The 20399-nt window shown below is 39.5% G+C and carries 17 protein-coding genes; 5 read left to right on the top strand and 12 right to left on the bottom strand.

Annotated features, from left to right (window positions below; genetic code table 11):
* Nucleotides 1-2: 2 nt before the first annotated feature.
* From H9565_RS06175 to H9565_RS06195, 5 genes are all read right to left on the bottom strand, one after another.
* On the bottom strand, nucleotides 3-974 hold the full coding sequence (locus tag H9565_RS06175; protein ID WP_215438354.1) for an aldo/keto reductase: 972 nt from the start codon (nucleotides 972-974) through the stop codon (nucleotides 3-5).
* A gap of 47 nt (nucleotides 975-1021) precedes the next feature.
* The gene (locus H9565_RS06180; RefSeq protein WP_215438355.1) at nucleotides 1022-1882 is read right to left on the bottom strand and encodes an alpha/beta hydrolase; all 861 of its coding nucleotides are present in this window, start codon (nucleotides 1880-1882) and stop codon (nucleotides 1022-1024) included.
* Between the two features lie 11 nt (nucleotides 1883-1893).
* Nucleotides 1894-3315, bottom strand: coding sequence for a Gfo/Idh/MocA family protein (locus H9565_RS06185; protein ID WP_215438356.1), 1422 nt, complete (start codon nucleotides 3313-3315; stop codon nucleotides 1894-1896).
* Nucleotides 3316-3356: 41 nt separating this feature from the next.
* Nucleotides 3357-4115: a 3-keto-disaccharide hydrolase gene (locus H9565_RS06190; protein ID WP_215438357.1), complete on the bottom strand. Its 759-nt coding sequence runs from the start codon at nucleotides 4113-4115 to the stop codon at nucleotides 3357-3359.
* 236 nt (nucleotides 4116-4351) lie between these two features.
* Nucleotides 4352-5656: an MFS transporter gene (locus H9565_RS06195; RefSeq protein ID WP_215438358.1), complete on the bottom strand. Its 1305-nt coding sequence runs from the start codon at nucleotides 5654-5656 to the stop codon at nucleotides 4352-4354.
* Between the two features lie 134 nt (nucleotides 5657-5790).
* On the opposite strand from H9565_RS06195, the gene H9565_RS06200 reads away from it, so the two are divergent.
* Nucleotides 5791-5943 carry a hypothetical protein gene (locus H9565_RS06200; RefSeq protein ID WP_215438359.1) on the top strand — a complete coding sequence of 51 codons (153 nt, stop codon included), beginning with the start codon at nucleotides 5791-5793 and terminating at the stop codon, nucleotides 5941-5943.
* 24 nt (nucleotides 5944-5967) lie between these two features.
* On the opposite strand, the gene H9565_RS06205 is transcribed toward H9565_RS06200, so the two are convergent.
* The 5 genes from H9565_RS06205 to H9565_RS06225 all read right to left on the bottom strand — a co-directional run bounded on the left by H9565_RS06205 (nucleotide 5968) and on the right by H9565_RS06225 (nucleotide 12342).
* Entirely contained in the window at nucleotides 5968-7053 is a 1086-nt protein-coding gene (locus tag H9565_RS06205; RefSeq protein WP_215438360.1) for a PAS domain-containing sensor histidine kinase, read from the bottom strand.
* A gap of 243 nt (nucleotides 7054-7296) precedes the next feature.
* A complete protein-coding gene (locus H9565_RS06210; protein WP_215438361.1) occupies nucleotides 7297-8376 on the bottom strand; it encodes a PAS domain-containing sensor histidine kinase in 1080 nt (359 codons plus the stop codon).
* Between the two features lie 152 nt (nucleotides 8377-8528).
* Nucleotides 8529-9410 (bottom strand): bifunctional methylenetetrahydrofolate dehydrogenase/methenyltetrahydrofolate cyclohydrolase FolD, encoded by an 882-nt coding sequence (gene folD, locus H9565_RS06215; protein WP_215438362.1) that lies wholly within the window; start codon nucleotides 9408-9410, stop codon nucleotides 8529-8531.
* Nucleotides 9411-9459: 49 nt separating this feature from the next.
* The gene (gene ffh / locus H9565_RS06220) at nucleotides 9460-10797 is read right to left on the bottom strand and encodes a signal recognition particle protein (protein ID WP_215438363.1); all 1338 of its coding nucleotides are present in this window, start codon (nucleotides 10795-10797) and stop codon (nucleotides 9460-9462) included.
* A gap of 174 nt (nucleotides 10798-10971) precedes the next feature.
* Complete coding sequence (locus tag H9565_RS06225) at nucleotides 10972-12342, bottom strand: hypothetical protein (protein ID WP_215438364.1); 1371 nt, start codon at nucleotides 12340-12342, stop codon at nucleotides 10972-10974.
* A 108-nt stretch (nucleotides 12343-12450) separates the two neighbouring features.
* On the opposite strand from H9565_RS06225, the gene H9565_RS06230 reads away from it, so the two are divergent.
* The 4 genes from H9565_RS06230 to H9565_RS06245 all read left to right on the top strand — a co-directional run bounded on the left by H9565_RS06230 (nucleotide 12451) and on the right by H9565_RS06245 (nucleotide 17594).
* Entirely contained in the window at nucleotides 12451-12963 is a 513-nt protein-coding gene (locus H9565_RS06230) for an RNA polymerase sigma factor (RefSeq protein WP_215438365.1), read from the top strand.
* Nucleotides 12964-13103: 140 nt separating this feature from the next.
* On the top strand, nucleotides 13104-14015 hold the full coding sequence (locus H9565_RS06235; RefSeq protein ID WP_215438366.1) for a FecR family protein: 912 nt from the start codon (nucleotides 13104-13106) through the stop codon (nucleotides 14013-14015).
* Nucleotides 13996-16515: a TonB-dependent receptor gene (locus H9565_RS06240; RefSeq protein ID WP_215438367.1), complete on the top strand. Its 2520-nt coding sequence runs from the start codon at nucleotides 13996-13998 to the stop codon at nucleotides 16513-16515. Before H9565_RS06235 ends, H9565_RS06240 begins: the two co-directional genes overlap by 20 nt.
* An 89-nt stretch (nucleotides 16516-16604) precedes the next feature.
* Entirely contained in the window at nucleotides 16605-17594 is a 990-nt protein-coding gene (locus H9565_RS06245; RefSeq protein WP_246560360.1) for a serine/threonine dehydratase, read from the top strand.
* Between the two features lie 7 nt (nucleotides 17595-17601).
* Here H9565_RS06245 and H9565_RS06250 read toward each other — a convergent pair whose 3' ends face one another.
* Together H9565_RS06250 and argS are read right to left on the bottom strand one after the other, a co-directional pair.
* Nucleotides 17602-18405 carry a zinc-dependent peptidase gene (locus H9565_RS06250; protein ID WP_215438368.1) on the bottom strand — a complete coding sequence of 268 codons (804 nt, stop codon included), beginning with the start codon at nucleotides 18403-18405 and terminating at the stop codon, nucleotides 17602-17604.
* Between the two features lie 77 nt (nucleotides 18406-18482).
* Entirely contained in the window at nucleotides 18483-20267 is a 1785-nt protein-coding gene (gene argS / locus H9565_RS06255; RefSeq protein ID WP_215438369.1) for an arginine--tRNA ligase, read from the bottom strand.
* Nucleotides 20268-20399: the final 132 nt, after the last annotated feature.

The raw sequence follows: 20399 nt of genomic DNA on the forward strand, positions 1-20399 counted from the left end.
TTCTATTGTGACCACTCGGTGGGCTTTCTTACCCAACGGTGTTTTTTCAATTCTTCTATGAGTTCCTTTGGTAATCCGTTTCCATCACTGGTTGCTGTATTGGCCAAAACATTACGCTCTTTTCGCATACCAGGTATGGTCGTACCAATAGTCTTGTTCTCCAATATAAATCGCAGTGCCATTTCGGCCATGGTCATTCCTTCTGGAATTAATGGTCTTAACGCTTCTGCATGTTCTACACTAGAATTTAAGTTTTCCGGAACAAAATAGGTACCTCGCCAATCTCCCTCTGGAAAGGTGGTTTCCTTGGTAAGGTTACCGGTCAAAGTGCCTTCATCAAAAGGAACACGTGCAATTACGGCAATATCCATCTCCTCACACAAAGGAAAAAGTACGTCTTCGGGATTTTGGTCAAAAATATTATAAATGACCTGTACGGCATCTATCAAACCTGTTTTTAAGGCCTTGATTCCGTTTTCGGGCTCCCACCTGTTTACACTGATGCCCATGGCGCCAATCTTGCCGGACTTCTTTAAGTCTTCAATAGCCCGTTGCCATTCCTCACGGTGAGACCACCCATCGTCCCAAGTATGAAACTGCATTAAATCTATACGTTCCATGCCCAGATTGGTCAAGGTTTTCTCTGTATACTCAATAATGTGATTTGTAGGATAGGAATCCTCAAATGCATATTCCGGTCTTGCCGGCCAGTTAAAATTTTTAGGCGGAATCTTACTTGCGGAATACAATTTGGTTTTGGGATGCCTACGGATAAGTTCCCCTAGCAACTCCTCACTATGCCCCTCACCATAACCCCATGCGGTATCAAAAAAATTAACCCCGTTTTCAACCGCTAAATCCAACGATTTAGCAGACTGTTCATCATCTGATTGTGTCCAACCGGCCATTCCCCACATACCGTACCCTACTTCACTAACTTGCCAACCGGTTCTCCCGAATCTTCTGTAAATCATTCTATATTTTTAATTTTATTTTATTCCCTCAAAACGGATACCTACCATTAATGCTGATGAAAAGCATCGGACACAAAACCAAGAACCTCCGGTAGTGATTCCCGCCAATACGTCCAAGTATGGCCGCCATCGCGCACTCGGTATTCATGTGGAATTTTCTTTTTTGTCATGGCAATATGCACTAAACTATTGCCCTCGAACAAGAAATCATCATCACCACAATCTATATACCACCTAACGGATTTAACATCTTCTTCCGGTACGGTCTTTAACAATTCCAACGCATTATGCTTTTTGAAATATTCCTTTATTTCAGCTTCACTATACTTTACATCGCTTTTCTTTAACCGTTCTTTAAAATCGGCAATAGTTAACGGTCCAACATAAGCACTTAATGGACAAGCCGAAGAAAAGAGTTCAGGCCGGTGCATTGCATACATAAAGGTTCCTCCTCCCCCCATGGAAAGTCCAGAAATAGCCCTGTAACGTTTTTCGGCCTTAATGCGGTACTTCTTCTCTATATGGGGCATAAATTCCTCAAAAAAGAAATCTTCATAACGCCAATCCTTTCCTTGATTAAAATAACCACGTTTACCCGTATTGGCATCGGGCATAACAATTATCATTGATGTGGCCGTACCCGCTTTTATCGCGTTGTCAGTAATGCGTAGAACCTCTCCAAACTGTACCCAACCTGTTTGGTCATCACCCGCGCCGTGCAACAAATAAAGAACGGGATAGGAACGTTGTGAGGTTTCGTAATCCGGAGGCAGGTATACCGCATACTTGCGTTCCCCTTTTAAGATTTCGCTTTTTAGGGTCAATTCGTCAAATACCTTTCCTGTTTGACCGAAAAGGGAAACATTTAGAAAAAGACCGATGAAAATTGTAGTAATTAATCTATTCATAATCCGTCTTATTAAAACTCTCGGTAATCACCACCTAAGAATTGATTGGCTTCATCCTCGGAAAATTTAGCACTCTGCGCATCCCAATGCAAGGTCTGATTAGGAAAACGACCGGCAATTACACCAAGCAAAATAGTCTCTGTTAAACGTCCTGCATACGAAAAAGGAGCCGTAGTCTGCCCTTTACCCAAGCAGGCATCAACAAACTGATGATAATGCTTTGGACCTTCCGTATCATAATTGCGAATAGGCTCTCCTAAATTATTGGCTTTGGAAACCTCAGCAATTTCTTTGGAGATATCCACATATTTACCTTTTACAATTTTCTTTGGCAATTGCATAAAATGAGGTAGTAACAAACGTCCCTTTTTACCAATGAACATAGCACCTTGATCAGGTAATTGACCTGCTCCGGCTACACCTGCATCTAACGATATATCATTTTTTTGACCTGCGCCATTTTTTTGTTGTTTGCCCGCACCTTTACTGTCCGGCAATATTAAATCTTCATGCTCCGGTGGCATTCCAGGGCCGTCATACCAAATCCATTTAAGGTTTTTTGTAGTGTATTCCGTTCCAGGGAATTCATAGGTTACGGTATTGTTCTCAGGAAAACCATACCCGTTAGGCTCACGACATTCATTTTTAATAGTTAAAGGCACATCTAAATTAAGGGCATTATAAGGTGTATCAAAAATATGTACCCCCATATCACCCAATGTACCGCAACCATAATCTAACAGCCTTCTCCATTTGCCGGGATGGTAGTACCCCTCTTTATAAGGGCGTTCTTTGGACGTACCTAACCAAAGGTTCCAATCCAATTGGTCCGGCACCGGGTCTTCCCCTTGAGGCTCATCTCCGTTGTAACCCCATGATTTGGGAGACCAGGCATGTACAGTATGTACCTTGCCTATGATACCACTTTGAATTAAAAGGGTAGCCAAGCGGTAATCATAAAACGAATGCACCTGAATGCCCATTTGGGTCACCAAATTCTTTTCTTTGGCCAACTGCATCATTTTTCTTGATTCATCTACATAATGAGTCAATGGCTTCTGACAGTACACGGGCTTGTTCATTTCCATAGCCATTAAGGAAGCAGGCGCATGGGTATGGTCCGGTGTAGAAACGACTACGGCATCAATCTCATCTCCCATTTCATTTAGCATAGCCCTATAATCAAAAAACACACGTGCCCCTGGGTGCAGTTTATGTGCTTTTGCCAAGTTGACGGAATCTACATCGCATAACGCAACAACATCTACAGAACCATGAGAAGCAATTGCGTTCAAATCTTCAGCTCCCATATTACCCACACCAATATGGGCCGTTCTAAGTCTTTTTCCATTTTGGAAAGCCCACGCCGCATTGGGCAACAAAGCGAACGAAGATACGGCCGCCGCGCTTTTTAAAAATTCTCTTTTATTCATTTTCAAGTAATTTGGATTGTTTGAGTATGTAGTTTAGTATTCTAAAGTTGTTTGATTTTTACATTTTTAAGCCAAAGTGGACTATCATGGTCCTGAAAACCGATATAACCCTTTTTAAAAGATCCGTATTTAGGAGCATCTTTCCATTTTCCTTTGGCCTTACGTTCTTTCCAGTCTTCTGACCAGGGCACGAAAGACAATAGTTTTTTTCCGTTAAGCCAATGCTCTACATTTTCTGGGGTAAAAATGATGCGTGACGTATTCCACTCTCCCGCAGGCTTGACTATTTTTTGACTTACATCCGGTAAGTGCATGGCGTAATCCGCACCTGTTTTTTGCCATTCCTCTAACTTGGCATTATTAATTTCTTCCCATTTAAGGTCATCCAGCATCTGATATTCGGGAGAGACCTCGGGTATGCTCCAATCCCCTTCTTGAATATGATACAACAATCCGCTATTACCTCCTTCCGGTATTTTCCATTCCCAATACAGTTCAAAATTATCGAACTCTTGGGCCGCATAGATAATATCCTTACCGCCTTTTCTATTTGCTTCGGTTCGTTTTTCGGTATCAAAAGTTAGGGCTCCGTCCTTAACTACCCATTGCGGCGGCAAATCATCTCCGTTATAGGCACGCCAGCCTTCTGTAGTAGTCCCGTCAAAAAGGTAAATCCATTCATCTGCTTCCGGGGTGGTTTCGGCCGTGGAAGCCGCTTTTGTCACTTCGTCTTTTTTTGTCTCGGTTTTACATGAGACAAGGGCTACCACAAGAGATAGCGCCAGGGCCATTTTTTTCATTTTAATAGGTTGTTTAGGTTTTCGTTAATTCCATCATCATAGCAAAATTGAGGCACATTGCTACAACACCTAAATCTAGGAACAATAGCGCAAGAATCAAAATGCAACTTTACCAGCTGCCTATCAAAGAACAAACTATGCCTCTTCTAGGGTTTAGAAAAGGATTTAGAACCCAGAGAAGTCTGAAAAAAACAAAATAGAAAGCTATCTAATTGTAATTATAAATCAAATTATGATTACTGCGGATTATTTGCCTTAACCGAACCTATGGCCAAAAAAAGTAGAAAAACAAGTCCTAGATACCCAAGTAACCTATACGACCCAAACGTACTGAAACAAAGACTGAAAATGGGTGGTGCAAGAGCGCTTCCCAAAATTAAAAACGACATCACCTTACCGGTTATGGCCCCTAAATGCGTACGGCCAAAGAAACGAGGCCATACAATAGCGTTAAGTACGGCAAAAAAGCCGCCTAAAACTCCAAAGCCACCAATTAGCATGGGAATACCAAAAGAAGAGGACAGGAACAAAAAACCCACGGAAGCCATAATCCCTCCTAAAATCATCAAATACAAATAAAGTTTAAGATGCAGGTAATCGCTTAAAAAATTAAAAATTAGAGAAATGGTTACTGCTACGACGGATGCCGGCAAAAATATGGATATGGCATCATCTTTCGGAAATCCTTCACTGGCAAAAACGGATACTACGTGAAAAGTTAACCCGGTAATAAAAAAACTATTAAATGATAAGATCAACGCATACATCCAAAATGCCCGGGTCTGCTGTGCTTCTTTTGCCGTATACTGTTTTGCCAAGGGTATGTTCTTGGACTCTTCTTGGTTCACCAAAACTTCGCCATCCGGTAATAGACCGTGCTCTTCCGGTTTATTCTTATAAAACTGTAAGATACAAATTGAGAAAACCACTAGTGCCGCAGCCAATATTTGCCATGTAACCTGCCAACTATAACTTTCAATGAGTGCATTTACCCAGAGCGGTGAAGATGAAAAACCAAACGATATGGCCACACTGCTAATTGCATTGACCTTACCCCTATTCTTATCGAACCAAATCATGATAACATTACGGGAAGCCATAGTAAGTACTCCTTGGCCAGAAAACCTTAGAACAAAAAAGAGGGAAGCCATTATAACAAAGGGAACAAGCCACGTATCAACGTTTAACAAGCTTTTTACGAACGTACTCATTTGTACGGACCAAGAACAGAGCATAAGAGCCACTGCCAATGTAATCGCGGCAAAAAATGCCACGTAGCGAGCCCCATACTTATCAAACCAAACCCCGGCACGACCAATAACCAAAGAACTACATATAGTACCGATCATATACGCATTACTAAACTGGTTCCTACTCAAACCTAAAGCATCCTTTACGGGATCGGTAAATACAGATACACCAATGGTTTGGCCAGGAATACTACAGTAAATACCAATGGTACCGATTACCAAAATAACATAACCGTAAAAAATTGGACTTTTAGCAGGGTCTACGAAAGAAAAACGGTTTGTATTGGCCATGGAATATGCAAAAGCCGCAAAAGTAAAGGTTTTGCCTTAGCACCTGCATTTCAACGTGTAAAGATTATGCAAAATTTATACATAAAACGCTGTTTTAAACGTTATGTACATTCAAATCTATTATTACTTGACCTATGAAAAAGTTCGCGTTTGTATTGTTCCTTCTTACGGTAATCATCGTAATAAGTAGTTGCAGTATTGATGACAGCAATGATATTGAAGTTATAAAACCCGGAGATACCGTAATTACAGGAAAGGTTTTAAAGGAAAAGAAATTTCTAAACTAGGCGTTTGGAACCCGTTATTACTTCTTACGACCATTCTTCGAATACAATGGTAAAGGTGGTTCCCTGATTTATTTTGCTATCCACCTGTATACTTCCGCCTAAACTGGTTATATGCTTTTTTACCAAGTATAGGCCAAGTCCCTTGTTACCATTGGCATTATGGAAGTTTTGACTGAGTTCAAAAATAAGGTGGCCATATTTTTTCATATCAAACCCCAAGCCATTATCCATATAAATCAACTTTTTCCGGCCCCTATCCATTTGAGTCTTGATAGAAATAATAGGTGCGACGCCAGGCCTTGCATATTTGGTTGAATTGGAAATCAAGTTTAGAAAAATACTCTTCATATATTCTCCATTGAACGGAACGAATTCCGCCTCGGAAAAATCCGTAATAAAATCTACATTGTAACCGCTCAGCAACGTACCAATGGATTGTGTAACCTCTTGAAATACCTCATTGAAATAAACGTCATCCAGTGCCTCTGCAACGCTTTCGCTTTCCGTTACGGCGTCAACATAAGCGTTTAATGATTCCTTCAATCCATCTGCAGAGCGTTTTACGTGCTCTAAAATCTGTAAGGTGGTGTCATCATTGATTTTGTTGGTATCCAGCATTTCTACGAGATAGACCAAATTATTTACGGGCGACCTTAAATCATGGGAAGTAATATGGTTTAACTGTTTGAGCTTTTCATTTGTTTTCACTAAGTCACTTACAAGAGAAATGCGCTCATTCTCCAATTCTTTTTTATGTGTTATATCCTTGGCTATGGCATAGACCAAGCCTTCATCTACGGACGGGGTAGCCGTCCAGTACAGCCATACCAACTCCCCAGTTTTAGAAACGTATCTATTTTCAAAATTGCACAAAGGAATGTTATTGATCAAGTTCTGACCATGCCGGGCCGTTAACTCGCGGTCTTCCTCATAAATAAACTCCGTTATGGGCTTTGAATACAGTTCCTTATCCGTATACCCCAAAAGTTTTGTAAAGGCAGGATTTACTTTCTTAAAGAAACCTTCAAAATCTGTGATACAAAGATTATCTGTTGATAAGTTAAAGAACGGATCTAGCTTAAAGTTTTCGGTTTCTATTAACTGTCTCATTGGTTTTGGTAAGGTATAACGAATTTAAAACGCTAAGTATAAGACAATTGTTGCTTAATCTCCAATTATTTTCATCGAATGAACAATTTTTTCTTCAGCAAAACGTTTGTTTGGATTTTTATAAAAAACTCTAAACAAATTACAAACTACTAACCGGATGTCTTAAAATACGAGCCATACGAGAAGCGGATAATCAATGTACGGAAGGATTAATATTAGAATCCCGTTAAAAATTGGCACCGATCAAGATTTAAATTTAATGGTAAAAGTACTACCCTCGTTTACTTTACTTTCTACACTTATACTACCTCCTAGACTGGTTATATGGTTATGCACTAAATATAATCCCACTCCTTTACTGTCTTTAGTATTGTGAAATCTTTGATTTAGGTTAAAGATTAGGTGCCCCACTTTTTCCATGTCAAAACCAAGTCCGTTATCAGAAAAAGTAAATGTCTTTTCACCGTTATTTTCGGTTGTGGTAATCTTAATTTCAGGGAAGCTGTCCGGCCTAGCGTATTTGATTGAGTTGGTAATAAGATTAAGAAAAATACTCTCCATGTAAGACGTATTGAACTCTACACTTTCCATTCCGGAAAAGTCCGCATAAAATTTTGCTTTTGAGTCCTTGATTAAAGAACTGATAGAGTTTTGTACTTTTTGAAAAATAGTTTCAAAATACACTTCCTCTACCCTAACATTAGATTCTTCATTTTCCTTTAACGCATCTACATAGGAGTTTAATGAAGTTTTAAGGCCTTGTGCAGATTGCTTTATATATTCAAGTATTTTTTCATTATCCTCATCACTATTATCGTTAGACCCCAGAATATCCGCCAGATAAAGTAAGTTGTTGACCGGAGACCTTAAATCATGTGAAGTAGTGTAATTTAGCTGTTTAAGTTGTTGGTTTATTTTTGATAAATGAGCCACATGGGAGATACGTTCCGACTCCAAGTTCTTTTTGTGGGTTATGTTTTTGGCTATAGCATAGACCAATTGCTTGTCCGGCATGGGGATAGATGTCCAATGCAGCCATACCAATTCTCCGGATTTACAGATATACCGATTCTCAAAATTGACTAAAGGCTTATTATTTATCAGACTTTTTCTGTGGGAGGCGGTCAGTTCACGGTCTTCCTCATAAATAAATTCACAAATAAGGGAAGAAAACAGCTCCTCTTTAGAATACCCCAACAATTCAATAAACGCAGGATTTATTTTTCTAAAATATCCATCGTATCCAGCAACACAAAGATAATCCATGGATAAATCAAAGAAAGGATCCAATTGAATATCGGCAGAGGCAAGTGCTTCTAACATAAGATGGTTGGTTTATAAAGCGCTAACGCTCAAAACTAAACAATTGTTGCACTTAAACGAGAAAACAGAAAAGAATTAAAGCTATAAAAAACCCATAGCCGCAAAACCCAATTTTATCGACTCAAAAAATCAATAAAAATTCTAATGCACATTTAGCTATTTCTATGTCTTTCTCTGGCTAAAAGGGTATTTTTAAGAAGCATAGCAATGGTCATTGGCCCAACACCGCCAGGAACAGGAGTTATAAATGAAGCTTTAGGACTAACCTCTTCAAAATCAACATCACCGGTAATATAATATCCTTTTTCCTTGGTTTCATCGGAAACCCTGGTAATACCAACATCTATGATAACCGCACCCTCTTTGACCATATCGCCTTTTAAAAAGTGTGGAACACCCAACGCAGATACAATTATATCTGCCTGCAAAGTCAATTCCTTAATATTCTGAGTTCTACTATGAGCTAAGGTAACCGTACAGTTTGCGGCTTCTCCTTTCTGGCTCATTAAAATGCTAATGGGTCTACCTACAATATGACTACGGCCAATAACAACGGCATGTTTTCCCTGAGTATCTACCTTATAACGCTTAAGAAGTTCCATAATACCAAAAGGAGTGGCAGATATGAAGGTTTCCATATCCAATGCCATTTTTCCGAAGTTTGTAGGGTGGAATCCGTCTACATCTTTATCCGGATCAACAGCCATTAAAACCTTTTCCTCGTCTATATGCTTTGGCAAAGGTAGTTGCACAATATACCCGTCAATATCCGCATTGGCGTTAAGCTCATGAACTTTATTTAACAGCTCTTCTTCTGTAGTTTCACTAGGCAAGTGAATTAAAGTAGATTCAAAACCAATTTTTTTGCACGAGCGTACTTTGCTACCTACATACGTTAGACTTGCTCCGTCATTACCTACCAGAACAGCTGCCAAATGAGGTACTTTCTCACCGCGTTCTTTCATCTTCGCTACCTCTAAGGTAATCTCGTCCTTTATCTCGTTGGAAACTTTTTTTCCGTCTAGTAATGTCATAATATTCGGTTAGGTCTTACTGGTCGTATATTTTTTTTTAAACTTGGTTTTATTTCATGCCACGCATGTTCCCCATCATCTGCATCATCTTTTTACCGCCACCACCTTGCATCATTTTCATCATTTTGCTCATCTGGTCAAACTGCTTCAAAAGTTGGTTTACTTCTTGCACTTCTCTTCCACTTCCTTTGGCGATACGTTTTTTACGGCTCATATTCAATTTGGAAGGATTTGAACGCTCATCTGGCGTCATACTATGTATAATGGCTTCAATGTGCTTAAAGGCATCATCATCTATATCCAATCCTTTAAGTGCTTTTCCGGCACCAGGAATCATCCCCATTAAATCCTTGATGTTACCCATCTTTTTGATTTGCTGTATCTGGGAAAGGAAATCATCAAAACCAAACTTGTTTTTGGCAATTTTCTTCTGGATCTTACGGGCCTCTTCTTCATCAAACTGCTCTTGGGCACGTTCCACCAAAGAAATAACATCACCCATGCCCAGAATACGCTCGGCCATACGTGAAGGATGGAAAACATCAATAGCTTCCATTTTTTCACCTGTACCGATGAATTTTATAGGCTTATCTACTACCGATTTAATTGAAATGGCAGCTCCACCACGGGTATCACCATCTAACTTGGTAAGTACTACCCCGTCAAAATTTAAAATATCATTAAAGGCCTTTGCCGTGTTTACAGCATCTTGACCCGTCATAGAATCTACTACAAAAAGCGTTTCTTGAGGTTGTATGGTTTTATGGATTTCAGAGATTTCGTTCATCATCTCCTCATCTACCGCCAAACGACCCGCGGTATCTATAATAACTACGTTGTAGCCTTCTGATTTTGCTTTGGCAATACCGGCCTGTGCAATCTTTACCGGGTTCTTCTCATCACGATTGGAATATACCTCAACCCCAATTTGCTCCCCAACTACGTGCAACTGATCTATTGCCGCAGGACGGTACACATCACACGCCACCAATAAAGGCTTCTTTGTTTTTTTGGTTTTAAGGAAGTTGGCCAATTTACCTGAAAAGGTAGTTTTACCCGAACCTTGTAAACCGGACATTAAAATTATGGAAGGAGTTCCGGAAAGGTTAATCCCTTCTGTTTCCCCGCCCATAAGCTCCGTAAGCTCATCCTTAACAATCTTTACCATTAATTGGCCAGGTTGTAAAGTGGTCAATACATCTTGACCCAAAGCTTTTTCTTTGACCTTATTGGTAAATTCTTTGGCTATCCTGAAGTTAACATCCGCATCCAACAAAGCCCTACGGACTTCTTTAGTGGTCTCGGCAACGTTAATTTCCGTAATCTGCCCATGGCCCCGTAGGGTGTGGAGGGCTTTATCTAGCTTATCACTTAAATTGTCAAACATCGTCTTACTTGCTTTTGAAGAAAGGCAAATTTAATAATAACTACGCTAAAGAACGGGGCGTAAAGAAAAAAATATGATATCATAAAAAAAGCACCTCTCTCACGAAGGGTGCTCTTTAAAAATCTGTGGGGCAAAAATAGGTATCCGGTTACTCTAATCCTTAATTATTAAAAGTTAGTTGCAAACTTTGCTCAGTGCAACAACTTCTTCTTTTCTCTTTATTTTCATGTACTCCTGGCCGCATTCAAGCACCTGCCATTCGCCAATGTAACTTTCTAAATTCTCGGTAAGACCTTTTAAAATCAACACATTTTCCGTAACGTCCCAACTTCCTTCATCTACCACTTCTCCATTGGGGTCATAAACCAGAAGACCTTGTTCCGCGAATTTTACGTTCTGTTCCTCAAAAAACTCACCTTTTTCATCCGCCAGTCTCCAGTTACATACTCCCAATCGTTCAACAATGGTTTCCTTATTACATATTTCCGGTTGATAGTCGCAATTCTTTTCTAACACCATAGAGTCATCGTCTACGAACATTTTTATCTTACCTTCTTTAATTTCGTATACTTTCCAAGTATTGGTAAAATAATCGTTTGCTTCAAAATTAATTTTCACAACAACTCTATACTCCTCAACGAACGTACTCCAATCACCGTCTATTCCGTAGCCATACTTATCATAGGCCGTGACCTTTCCGTCTTCCATAAAGGACAACGCATAACTATTGTATTGTTCAGATTGGTTTTCAGCTTTTGTTTGTACTTGAATTAGATTCCAAGGGCAATCAATTAACACATTGTCTAATTGGGGCTTTGTAAAATCATCATCATTGTAATCGTTATCATCATCTTCATCACATGCCTTTTTGGCCTGTTCCAAAATACTGGATATCTCTGTATTTGAGTTAACCACAACCTCGGTGCCATCTAAATATATTAAGGTGACCGGATAATCAAAACTCACCAAATCCGTATCTTCAAGACCAGCAAAAAATCTTCTTAACTCTGCATCATGGGCAACGGTTACAGAAGCCGTTTGTTGAAAATCAGGATTATAGGTAAATACGGTGGCAGGATAGACCAAGTCTACGCACTCAATATCCGCATCCGCACCTCCTTCAACGCATTGAGTCACAAGTTTTTCCAAATCGGCTCTAGAACCTACGGTAACTTCCGTGTAATCTGCCATAGTAACGGTTACTGGAAAAACAATAACCATAGTACTATTAAAACCTTCTAAAGCATCTAAAAATTCTTCCAGAACCTGTAGGCCCTCCATAGAATCAATTGTTAGCCTTTCATTGTTCACTATAACCGTATAGGGAAATTGAATATTAAAACAACTGGCACCATCTACAATATTGTCATACGAACCATCATTGGAAACCGCTTCTTTTAGAAGTTCTAAAGTGGCGGAATCAACAGTTAAAGTTTTTTCAGCATCTATAGACTCCTCAAAGGGCTCTTCATCTTGACATGCGGTCAAGGCCATTAGCAGAGCCAGTAGGAAAGCTACTAATGAAAATTTAAAACACTTCTTCATACTGATTTGGAATTTAGGGGTACTTTGAAATTGAAACAACCCATTTTTGAAATACCCTACCTGAGCAAATTCATTTTTTTCAAATACCTTTGAAAAAAAATACCCTAATTGGAAACCAAAAATACAGGCAATGTTTGCGAAGAGCAAGTCTTTGATACAATTTTCAAAGCTAATTCTAAAACGGTTTTCAACTATATATATTATAAGTTTGGCAATGAGGAGAAAGCCCATGATGCCGTTCAAGAGGCATTTGTAAAACTTTGGGAGAACTGTGCCAAGGTTTCTCCTGAAAAAGCCAAATCGTTTGTTTACACCGTTGCCAACAATTTGTACCTTAATGTGATAAAAGCCGAGAAGGTACGTTTAAAGTATGCGGACAAGACCTTAAAGGTTACCCATGAATCGCCCGAATTCTTGATGGAGGAAGACGAATTCAAACAGAGATTGAACCGTGCCCTGGACAGCCTTCCGGAAAACCAACGGACCACTTTTCTATTAAATCGAATTGATGGAAAGAAATATGCAGAGATAGCCGAAATGGAAGGAGTAAGTGTAAAAGCTATTGAAAAAAGAATGCATTTGGCATTGAAATCGCTTCGAGAAAAGATTGATGGGATATAGTTTATAGTGGTTAGTGGTTAGTGGTTAGTGGTTAGTGGTTAGTGGTTAAAATAGTTTTTAATACATAGCTACAATGTACCAAAAATAAAAAGTAGGGTATTTACGTAATGAATTGTTACTAAGGCATAAAGCTAGAATTGATGCAAGAAAATCACTTAGCAAAATGGTTGAACAATGACCTCACCGAGGCCGAGCTCGCAGAGTTTAAAAAGTCTGCGGAATATGCTTCCTATGAGCGCATTATTGCCGCTTCGGGCCAGCTAAAAGCTCTCGAATTTGACGCTAACGAAGCCCTTATGGCCTTAAAGAACCAACGTACTTTAAAGGACACCAAGGTTGTACAGCTGCATCCTTTCAAGAAATTTTTACGTATTGCGGCAGCGGCGGCCGTTATTATGTTCGGTTCGTATTTTTATCTCAACTCTTTAGATGAAAACATTGTTACCAAATATGCCGAAAACAAAGAAATTACCCTTCCCGATAATTCCAAAGTACAACTAAATGCAGATTCCGAACTCTCTTTTAGTGAACGGAAATGGAGCAAAGAACGAAATGTTGAACTTAAAGGTGAGGCGTTTTTTAAAGTGGCCAAGGGCGAGCGTTTTACCGTTGAAACAAAAGATGGCGTAGTTGCTGTTTTAGGAACTCAATTTAATGTAGAAAACAGACCGGGCTTTTTTGAAGTTACCTGTTTTGAAGGATTGGTAAGTGTTACTTTTAACGATAAAGAAACCAAGTTGCCCGCCGGAAATTCCTTTTTGGTCATAGATGGTAAAATTACCCAGGTACCGGTATCTAAAACGGAACATCCGTCTTGGATCAATAATGAAAGTACTTTCAAAAGTGTTCCGCTTAAATACGTCCTTAGTGAATTTGAAAGACAGCATAATGTTACGGTTGAAACAAAGGATATAGACACAGAACAATTGTTCACCGGAACTTTTAACAATACGGATGTGGATGTTGCGTTAAAGAGCATAAGCGCACCCTCGCAAATAAAGTTTAAATTTGAGGGCAGCAAAGTGCTCTTCTATGGCGATAAAAATCCGTAAACTTCTTCTTTTTATTTTAGGTCTTACGTGTTTTATAACCTCACACGATACTATAGCACAAACTGGTGAAAAAATAGCGCTGTCTACTTTTTTGCAACAGCTAGAGCAAGAATTTGATATTAAATTCTCTTATGCGGATAGTGAAGTACTTGGCCTTGAAATTTATGTCCCGCAAGAAACTTCATTGCCCATCATTTTAGATGATATTGAGACCCAGACCCAAGTTGAGCTAGAAAAAATTAACGAGCGGTATTACACCCTTACCAAAAGTAATTTTATTTCTATCTGCGCCACGGTTCTGGATAATTTTAAGATGAATACCCTCTACGGTGCCAGTGTAAAGGTCTTGGGAACCAACATTACCACTTTTATTGATGAGACCGGCACATTTGTATTGCACAACGTTCCCAGAAGTGCCTCTGTCCAAATTAAGCACTTAGGCTATAAAACCCTTTTTGTTAACGCTGATGAGCTCATTAAAAAAGCACCTTGTAAAACCCTTTTGCTCGCCCAGTTTTACCAACAACTAGAAGAAGTGGTTGTTTATGAATTCCTTACCAAAGGCCTTGTAAAACAAACCGATGGAAGCTTTCAAATGAACAGTGAGGAATTTGGCATCCTACCGGGACTTATAGAACCTGATGTTTTACAGACAGTTCAAGCATTGCCCGGCATAGAGAGTACGGACGAAACCGTGTCCAACATTAACATACGCGGGGGAAGCAATGACCAAAACCTTATTCTTTGGGATGGTATAAAAATGTACCAATCCGGACACTTTTTCGGGTTGATATCGGCGTTTAATCCTTATTTGACAGACAAAGTAACCTTAATAAAAAATGGCACTGGAAGTCAATATGGCGATGGCGTAAGTGGTATTATAGATATGCGTACCAAAGATGCCATTGCAGACACTTTTTTTGCAGGTGCAGGTTTCAATCTTATTGGCGGTGACGTTTACGGACATCTACCCATTACGGATAAGGTTGCTGTTCAATTTTCGGCCAGACGCTCCCTTACAGACCTTATTGACACCCCGACCTATGATAAATTCTTTACTCGTGTTTTTGATGACAGTCAAGTAACTCAAGAGGGGAATTTCTATTTCTATGATTTTACGGGTAAGGTTTTGTATGATATTAATGACCGGCACAAGTTTCGTTTTAGCTTTATAAACATTAATAATCTATTGGATTACACAGAACGTGACATGTCCGATACCAATGAAATACACAGCGCCTTAAACCAAACCAACTTATCTCTTGGAGCAAGCCTAAGTAGTGACTGGACCGAAAAATTCGCTACGTATATCAACCTCTACAGTACACAGTACCAATTAGACGCCCGGAATATTTCCGCTAATGCGGAGCAGATACTTTTTCAGAATAATGAAGTTGAAGAAACGGCCTTAAAGCTCAGTACCAATTTTATGCCCAATGATAATTTCAACTGGCTTAACGGCTATCAATTTACAGATACGGGTATTGCCAATGAAACATCGGTAACACAACCACCTTTTGAGAGTAACGCCCGAAACGTTATTAAGAGTCACGCTCTTTTTTCTGAACTCACCTTTACATCAACCGATAAAAAAATCTATGCAAGAGGCGGACTTAGATTGAACTATTTAGAAAACCCGGACACTTTTAAGGAGTATATTTTAGAACCAAGATTAAGTTTTAACTATGCTTTTACAAGGCATTTAAAAGTTCAGGCGCTGGGCGAATTCAAGAGTCAAGCTATCAACCAGATTATTGATTTGGAGCAAAATTTTCTAGGTATAGAAAAACGTCGTTGGATAGTATCGGACGGAGAAAACCTGCCTATTACCAAGAGTAAACAAGGCTCTATAGGTATCAACTACGACCATGAAAATTTTTACGTAGGACTTGAGGCCTTTTATAAAGAAGTGAATGGCATTAGCACCTCAACGCAAGGCTTTCAGAACCAGAATCAGTTTAATGGGGAAATAGGAAAGTACGATGTAAAAGGCGTTGAATTTCTAATCAACAAAAAGACCGATAACTATAGTGTTTGGGCCAGCTACACCTACAATTTCAACAATTACAATTTCTCCGAAGTTCTACCCCCCAATTTCCCGAACAACCTAGATATAAGACATGCCGCTACCTTTGCCGGGACCTATACGCTGGAGAACTTTAAATTGGGTATTGGACTAAACTATCGTACGGGAAAACCCTATACGGAGCCAGATCCGGATGAACCATTGGACACTTCTTTTTTTCCTAACAGAATTAATTACCAAGACCCCAATAGTAGCCGGCTACCCGAATATTTACGCGCCGATGCTTCCGCCATTTACAATTTCAACCTTACAGAAAAATTGAAAGCATCCGCAGGTATTTCCGTTTTGAATTTTACTAGTAGAAAGAACATTTTAAACAGTTACTATCGCCTGAATGAAGACAATGAGATAGAAAAAGTAGAAAACGTTTCCTTAGGTCTTACGCCCAATGTTAGTTTTAGAGTCCGATTTTAATAAGAATTCAAGAGCTCTCCCCCATTAATTATAGTTAATTTTAAAGGATTAATTAATTATTTCTTTCACTTCTTAGAAACCTTCCATTTATGCCTACAATAGAAGATATTAAAAATGCCAGAAAACGCATTGACAATTATGTGCTCCAAACCCCAATTTTCACCTCCTCTTTATTAAATGATTGGCTCGGGCATGAAATTTATTTTAAAGCGGAATGTCTTCAAAAAATAGGTGCATTCAAAGCCAGAGGGGCCTGCAATACAATTGCCTGGCTGGTAGAAAACAACAAAAAACCAAAACACATCATTGCCAATAGTTCCGGCAACCATTCGCAAGCGGTTGCTTGGGCCGCACGCCAATTCAACATTCCTGCTACTATTTATATGCCCGTATACGCATCAAAAATTAAGATACAGGCTACTCAATCCTACGGTGCCAAGGTAGCACTTTGCGAAAATAGAAACATTGCCGATGAAAGTGTACTCTCCGCTTCCAAAGAAGAAGGAACGTATTGGATACCGCCATATAACCATAACCAAGTCATAGCCGGGCAAGGAACGGCCGTATGTGAGGCACTTGAGCAGGTTTCAGGTATAGATGCCGTTTTTGCCCCTTGTGGGGGAGGCGGACTTTTATCCGGTACCGTAATCGCAACCAATGCCTTATCTCCAAAGACCAAAGTTTTTGGCGTTGAACCTTTAAATGCCAATGATGCAGCAGAATCATTGCGAACCAACCAAATTCAGAGATTACAGGCCACACCGGACACACTCGCAGATGGTGCAATGACCATGGCAGTAGGAGACATTACATTTGAGTACCTAAAACGTTTGGATGACATGTACGAGGTTGCAGAAGCCAAGTTAATTTACTGGACCCAATGGCTGACCCATTTATTAAAATTGCACGTTGAGCCTACAAGTGCCATGGCAATGGAAGGCGTAGTGCAATGGCTAAAAAACAGCCCTAACAAAAAAAGGGTGATGGTAATTTTATCCGGAGGGAACATTGACCATATCAATCAGCTTAAAATATGGCACACCAACCATTTGGACACTAGACCTAGCTTGGCTATGTAAGACATTATTACGTTTCTAGGGCTACCCCACCTAACGGTTCATTAGGAAGTACTTGAAAATCAAAACCTAACATTTTTTGAATAATACCGTACAATTCCGGAAAATCAGCTAAAAATAGGTGCGGTGTCTCGGCATAATTTTCAACGGCAACGGAGAAGAATTCCTGTAGATTAGTCATACCATAATCCCTAAAATAATTGGAATCCACTAACTTCTGCGCGTAGCCCTCCCTAAGAAAAAGTTCTTTTATTTTCTTAAGTCCCACTCTAAACTTCCGAGCTTCCCATGAGCTCTGTTTAATCATTTCAAAACTTAGCGCATGTGCAAATTCATGCAAGGCCAAGTTTACATTATCATCGGCAATACGGAATCCTTCCCAAATGGTATCTGCAGAAAAAATTACCGTTTTAAAACGAGGATTGTACTCCCCTAGATGGTGCCTTCTATTAATACGGGAATAATATTTTGAGGGATAAATAACAATACGCAACAGTGATCTACGCATTTTATAGCTCTTAAGACCCAAAGTCATTAGAACCACGGACGCACTTAAAAGTAACGTCAACTCCTTCTTTTTATCCACTTTTCCATAGAAAATGAACTTTTTTCTACTTCTGAACCATATAATCCGTTTATCACATTTTGCCTTTAGGGAAGGGCTAAGCTTAGAATACACCGCAAAATTATCAGTAAGAAACCTTTTTTCTTTATCCGTAAGAGGTTTGGTCCTCACAAACGGATTCAACGCATAAAGCCCCAACGTATAGTACACTATATAAAGGGCCTGAATGCAAAGAAATGCTACTGCCAAAATCTTGAAATTGTACTCTGTTAGCATATCCTCTACAACTCCAAAAACGGATTTAAATTGCGTAAAGCCGCTTGGGCTTACATACGATCGGGAACATTAATCCCCAAAAGTTTAAAGGCGGATGCAATTACCTCACTCACTTTTTGGGATAGCTGCACACGAAGTACTTTTTTGTTTTCGTCCGTTTCCCCAAGAATTGAAACCTGCTGATAGAAGGAGTTAAATTCCTTCACCAAATCGTACGTGTAATTGGCAATAAGTGCCGGGCTATAGTTCTCCGCTGCCAATTGTACGGTCTCAGGATATAACTGTAACTGTTTAATAAGTTCTTTTTCTTTGGGGTGTAAACCACCAAGAGCTGTAATTTCTATATCCGTAGCGGTATCAAAATTGGCCTTTCTTAAAATAGATTGGATACGTGCGTAGGTATATTGGATGAACGGCCCCGTATTTCCTTGAAAATCTACTGACTCTTCCGGATTAAACAGAATTGTCTTTTTAGGATCTACTTTTAGAATGTAATATTTTAAGGCGCCTAAGCCTATCAATTTATAGAGGGAGTTTTTTTCTTCTTCAGAATACCCCTCCAGCTTTCCAAGCTCTTCGGATATTTGAGCTGCCGTGCTGGTCATATCGTTCATTAGATCATCTGCATCCACAACGGTACCTTCCCTACTCTTCATTTTACCGCTAGGTAAATCTACCATTCCGTAACTTAAATGGTGTAGGTTTTCAGACCATGAAAAGCCTAGCTTTTTCAAAATCAGAAACAACACTTTAAAATGGTAATCCTGTTCATTACCAACCGTGTATACCATACCACCCACATCTGGATAATCCTTAACCCTTTGTATAGCAGTACCTATATCTTGGGTCATATAAACCGCAGTACCATCGGAACGGAGCACTATTTTTTCATCAAGACCTTCATCAGTTAAATCTATCCAAACACTACCATCTTCCTTTTTATAGAAAATACCCTTTTCCAATCCGCCGGCCACAACGTCCTTACCTAGCAAATATGTATTGCTTTCATAGTACAGCGTATCAAAATCTACCCCAAGATTTTTGTAAGTAACATCAAAACCTTTGTAGACCCAGCCGTTCATTTCTTTCCAAAGCGCTACAACTTCTTCATCACCAGCCTCCCATTTTTGAAGCATTTCTTGGGCTTCTAATAGAATTGGAGCTTCTTTTTCTGCTACTTTCTTGTCTGTTCCATTAGCAACCATTTCGGCAATTTCGGCCTTATAGGCCTTATCAAAAGCTACGTAATAGTTACCTACAAGCTTATCACCCTTTAACCCTGTACTTTCCGGGGTTTCGCCATTTCCAAAACGCTTCCATGCTAACATACTTTTACAAATATGTATTCCACGGTCATTGATAATTTGGGTTTTATACACTTTTTTCCCCGAGGCCTTTAAAATCTCAGCTACAGAATATCCTAAGAGGTTATTTCTAATATGCCCCAAGTGCAACGGCTTATTGGTATTTGGCGAAGAATACTCTACCATTATGGCATTATTGTCCTCTTGGGGTACATGACCGTATGTGGCATCATTTTTTACTCCATTAAAGAAATCAAGATAAAAACCATCTCCGATCACCAGGTTCAAAAAACCTTTTATGACGTTAAAACCGGTAACTTCAGCAACCTCTTTTTCCAAGTAAGCTCCAATTTGCTCACCTATCTGAACTGGATTTCCTTTAACTACACGAAGCATGGGGAATACAACCACCGTAACATCACCTTCAAAATCCTTGCGTGTTGGCTGAAATTCTACCGACGGCAGTTCTTTTTCAAAAATAGCTGCGACCGCTTCCTTAACCTTGGTTTCTAAAATTGCTTGAATACCCATATCATGTTTCGTTTCAGGCTGCAAAACTAATCATTTTTTGCGCTTTTACCCTAAGACAGGCGGTATTGGCCTCGCTTTTCTTTAACTTTATAGAAATGCAGCCCCTGAGCGCAACAATCCAATTTGTAAATA

The sequence above is a fragment of the Zobellia russellii genome (genome assembly GCF_018728565.1).
In the GTDB taxonomy this organism is placed as follows: domain Bacteria; phylum Bacteroidota; class Bacteroidia; order Flavobacteriales; family Flavobacteriaceae; genus Zobellia; species Zobellia russellii.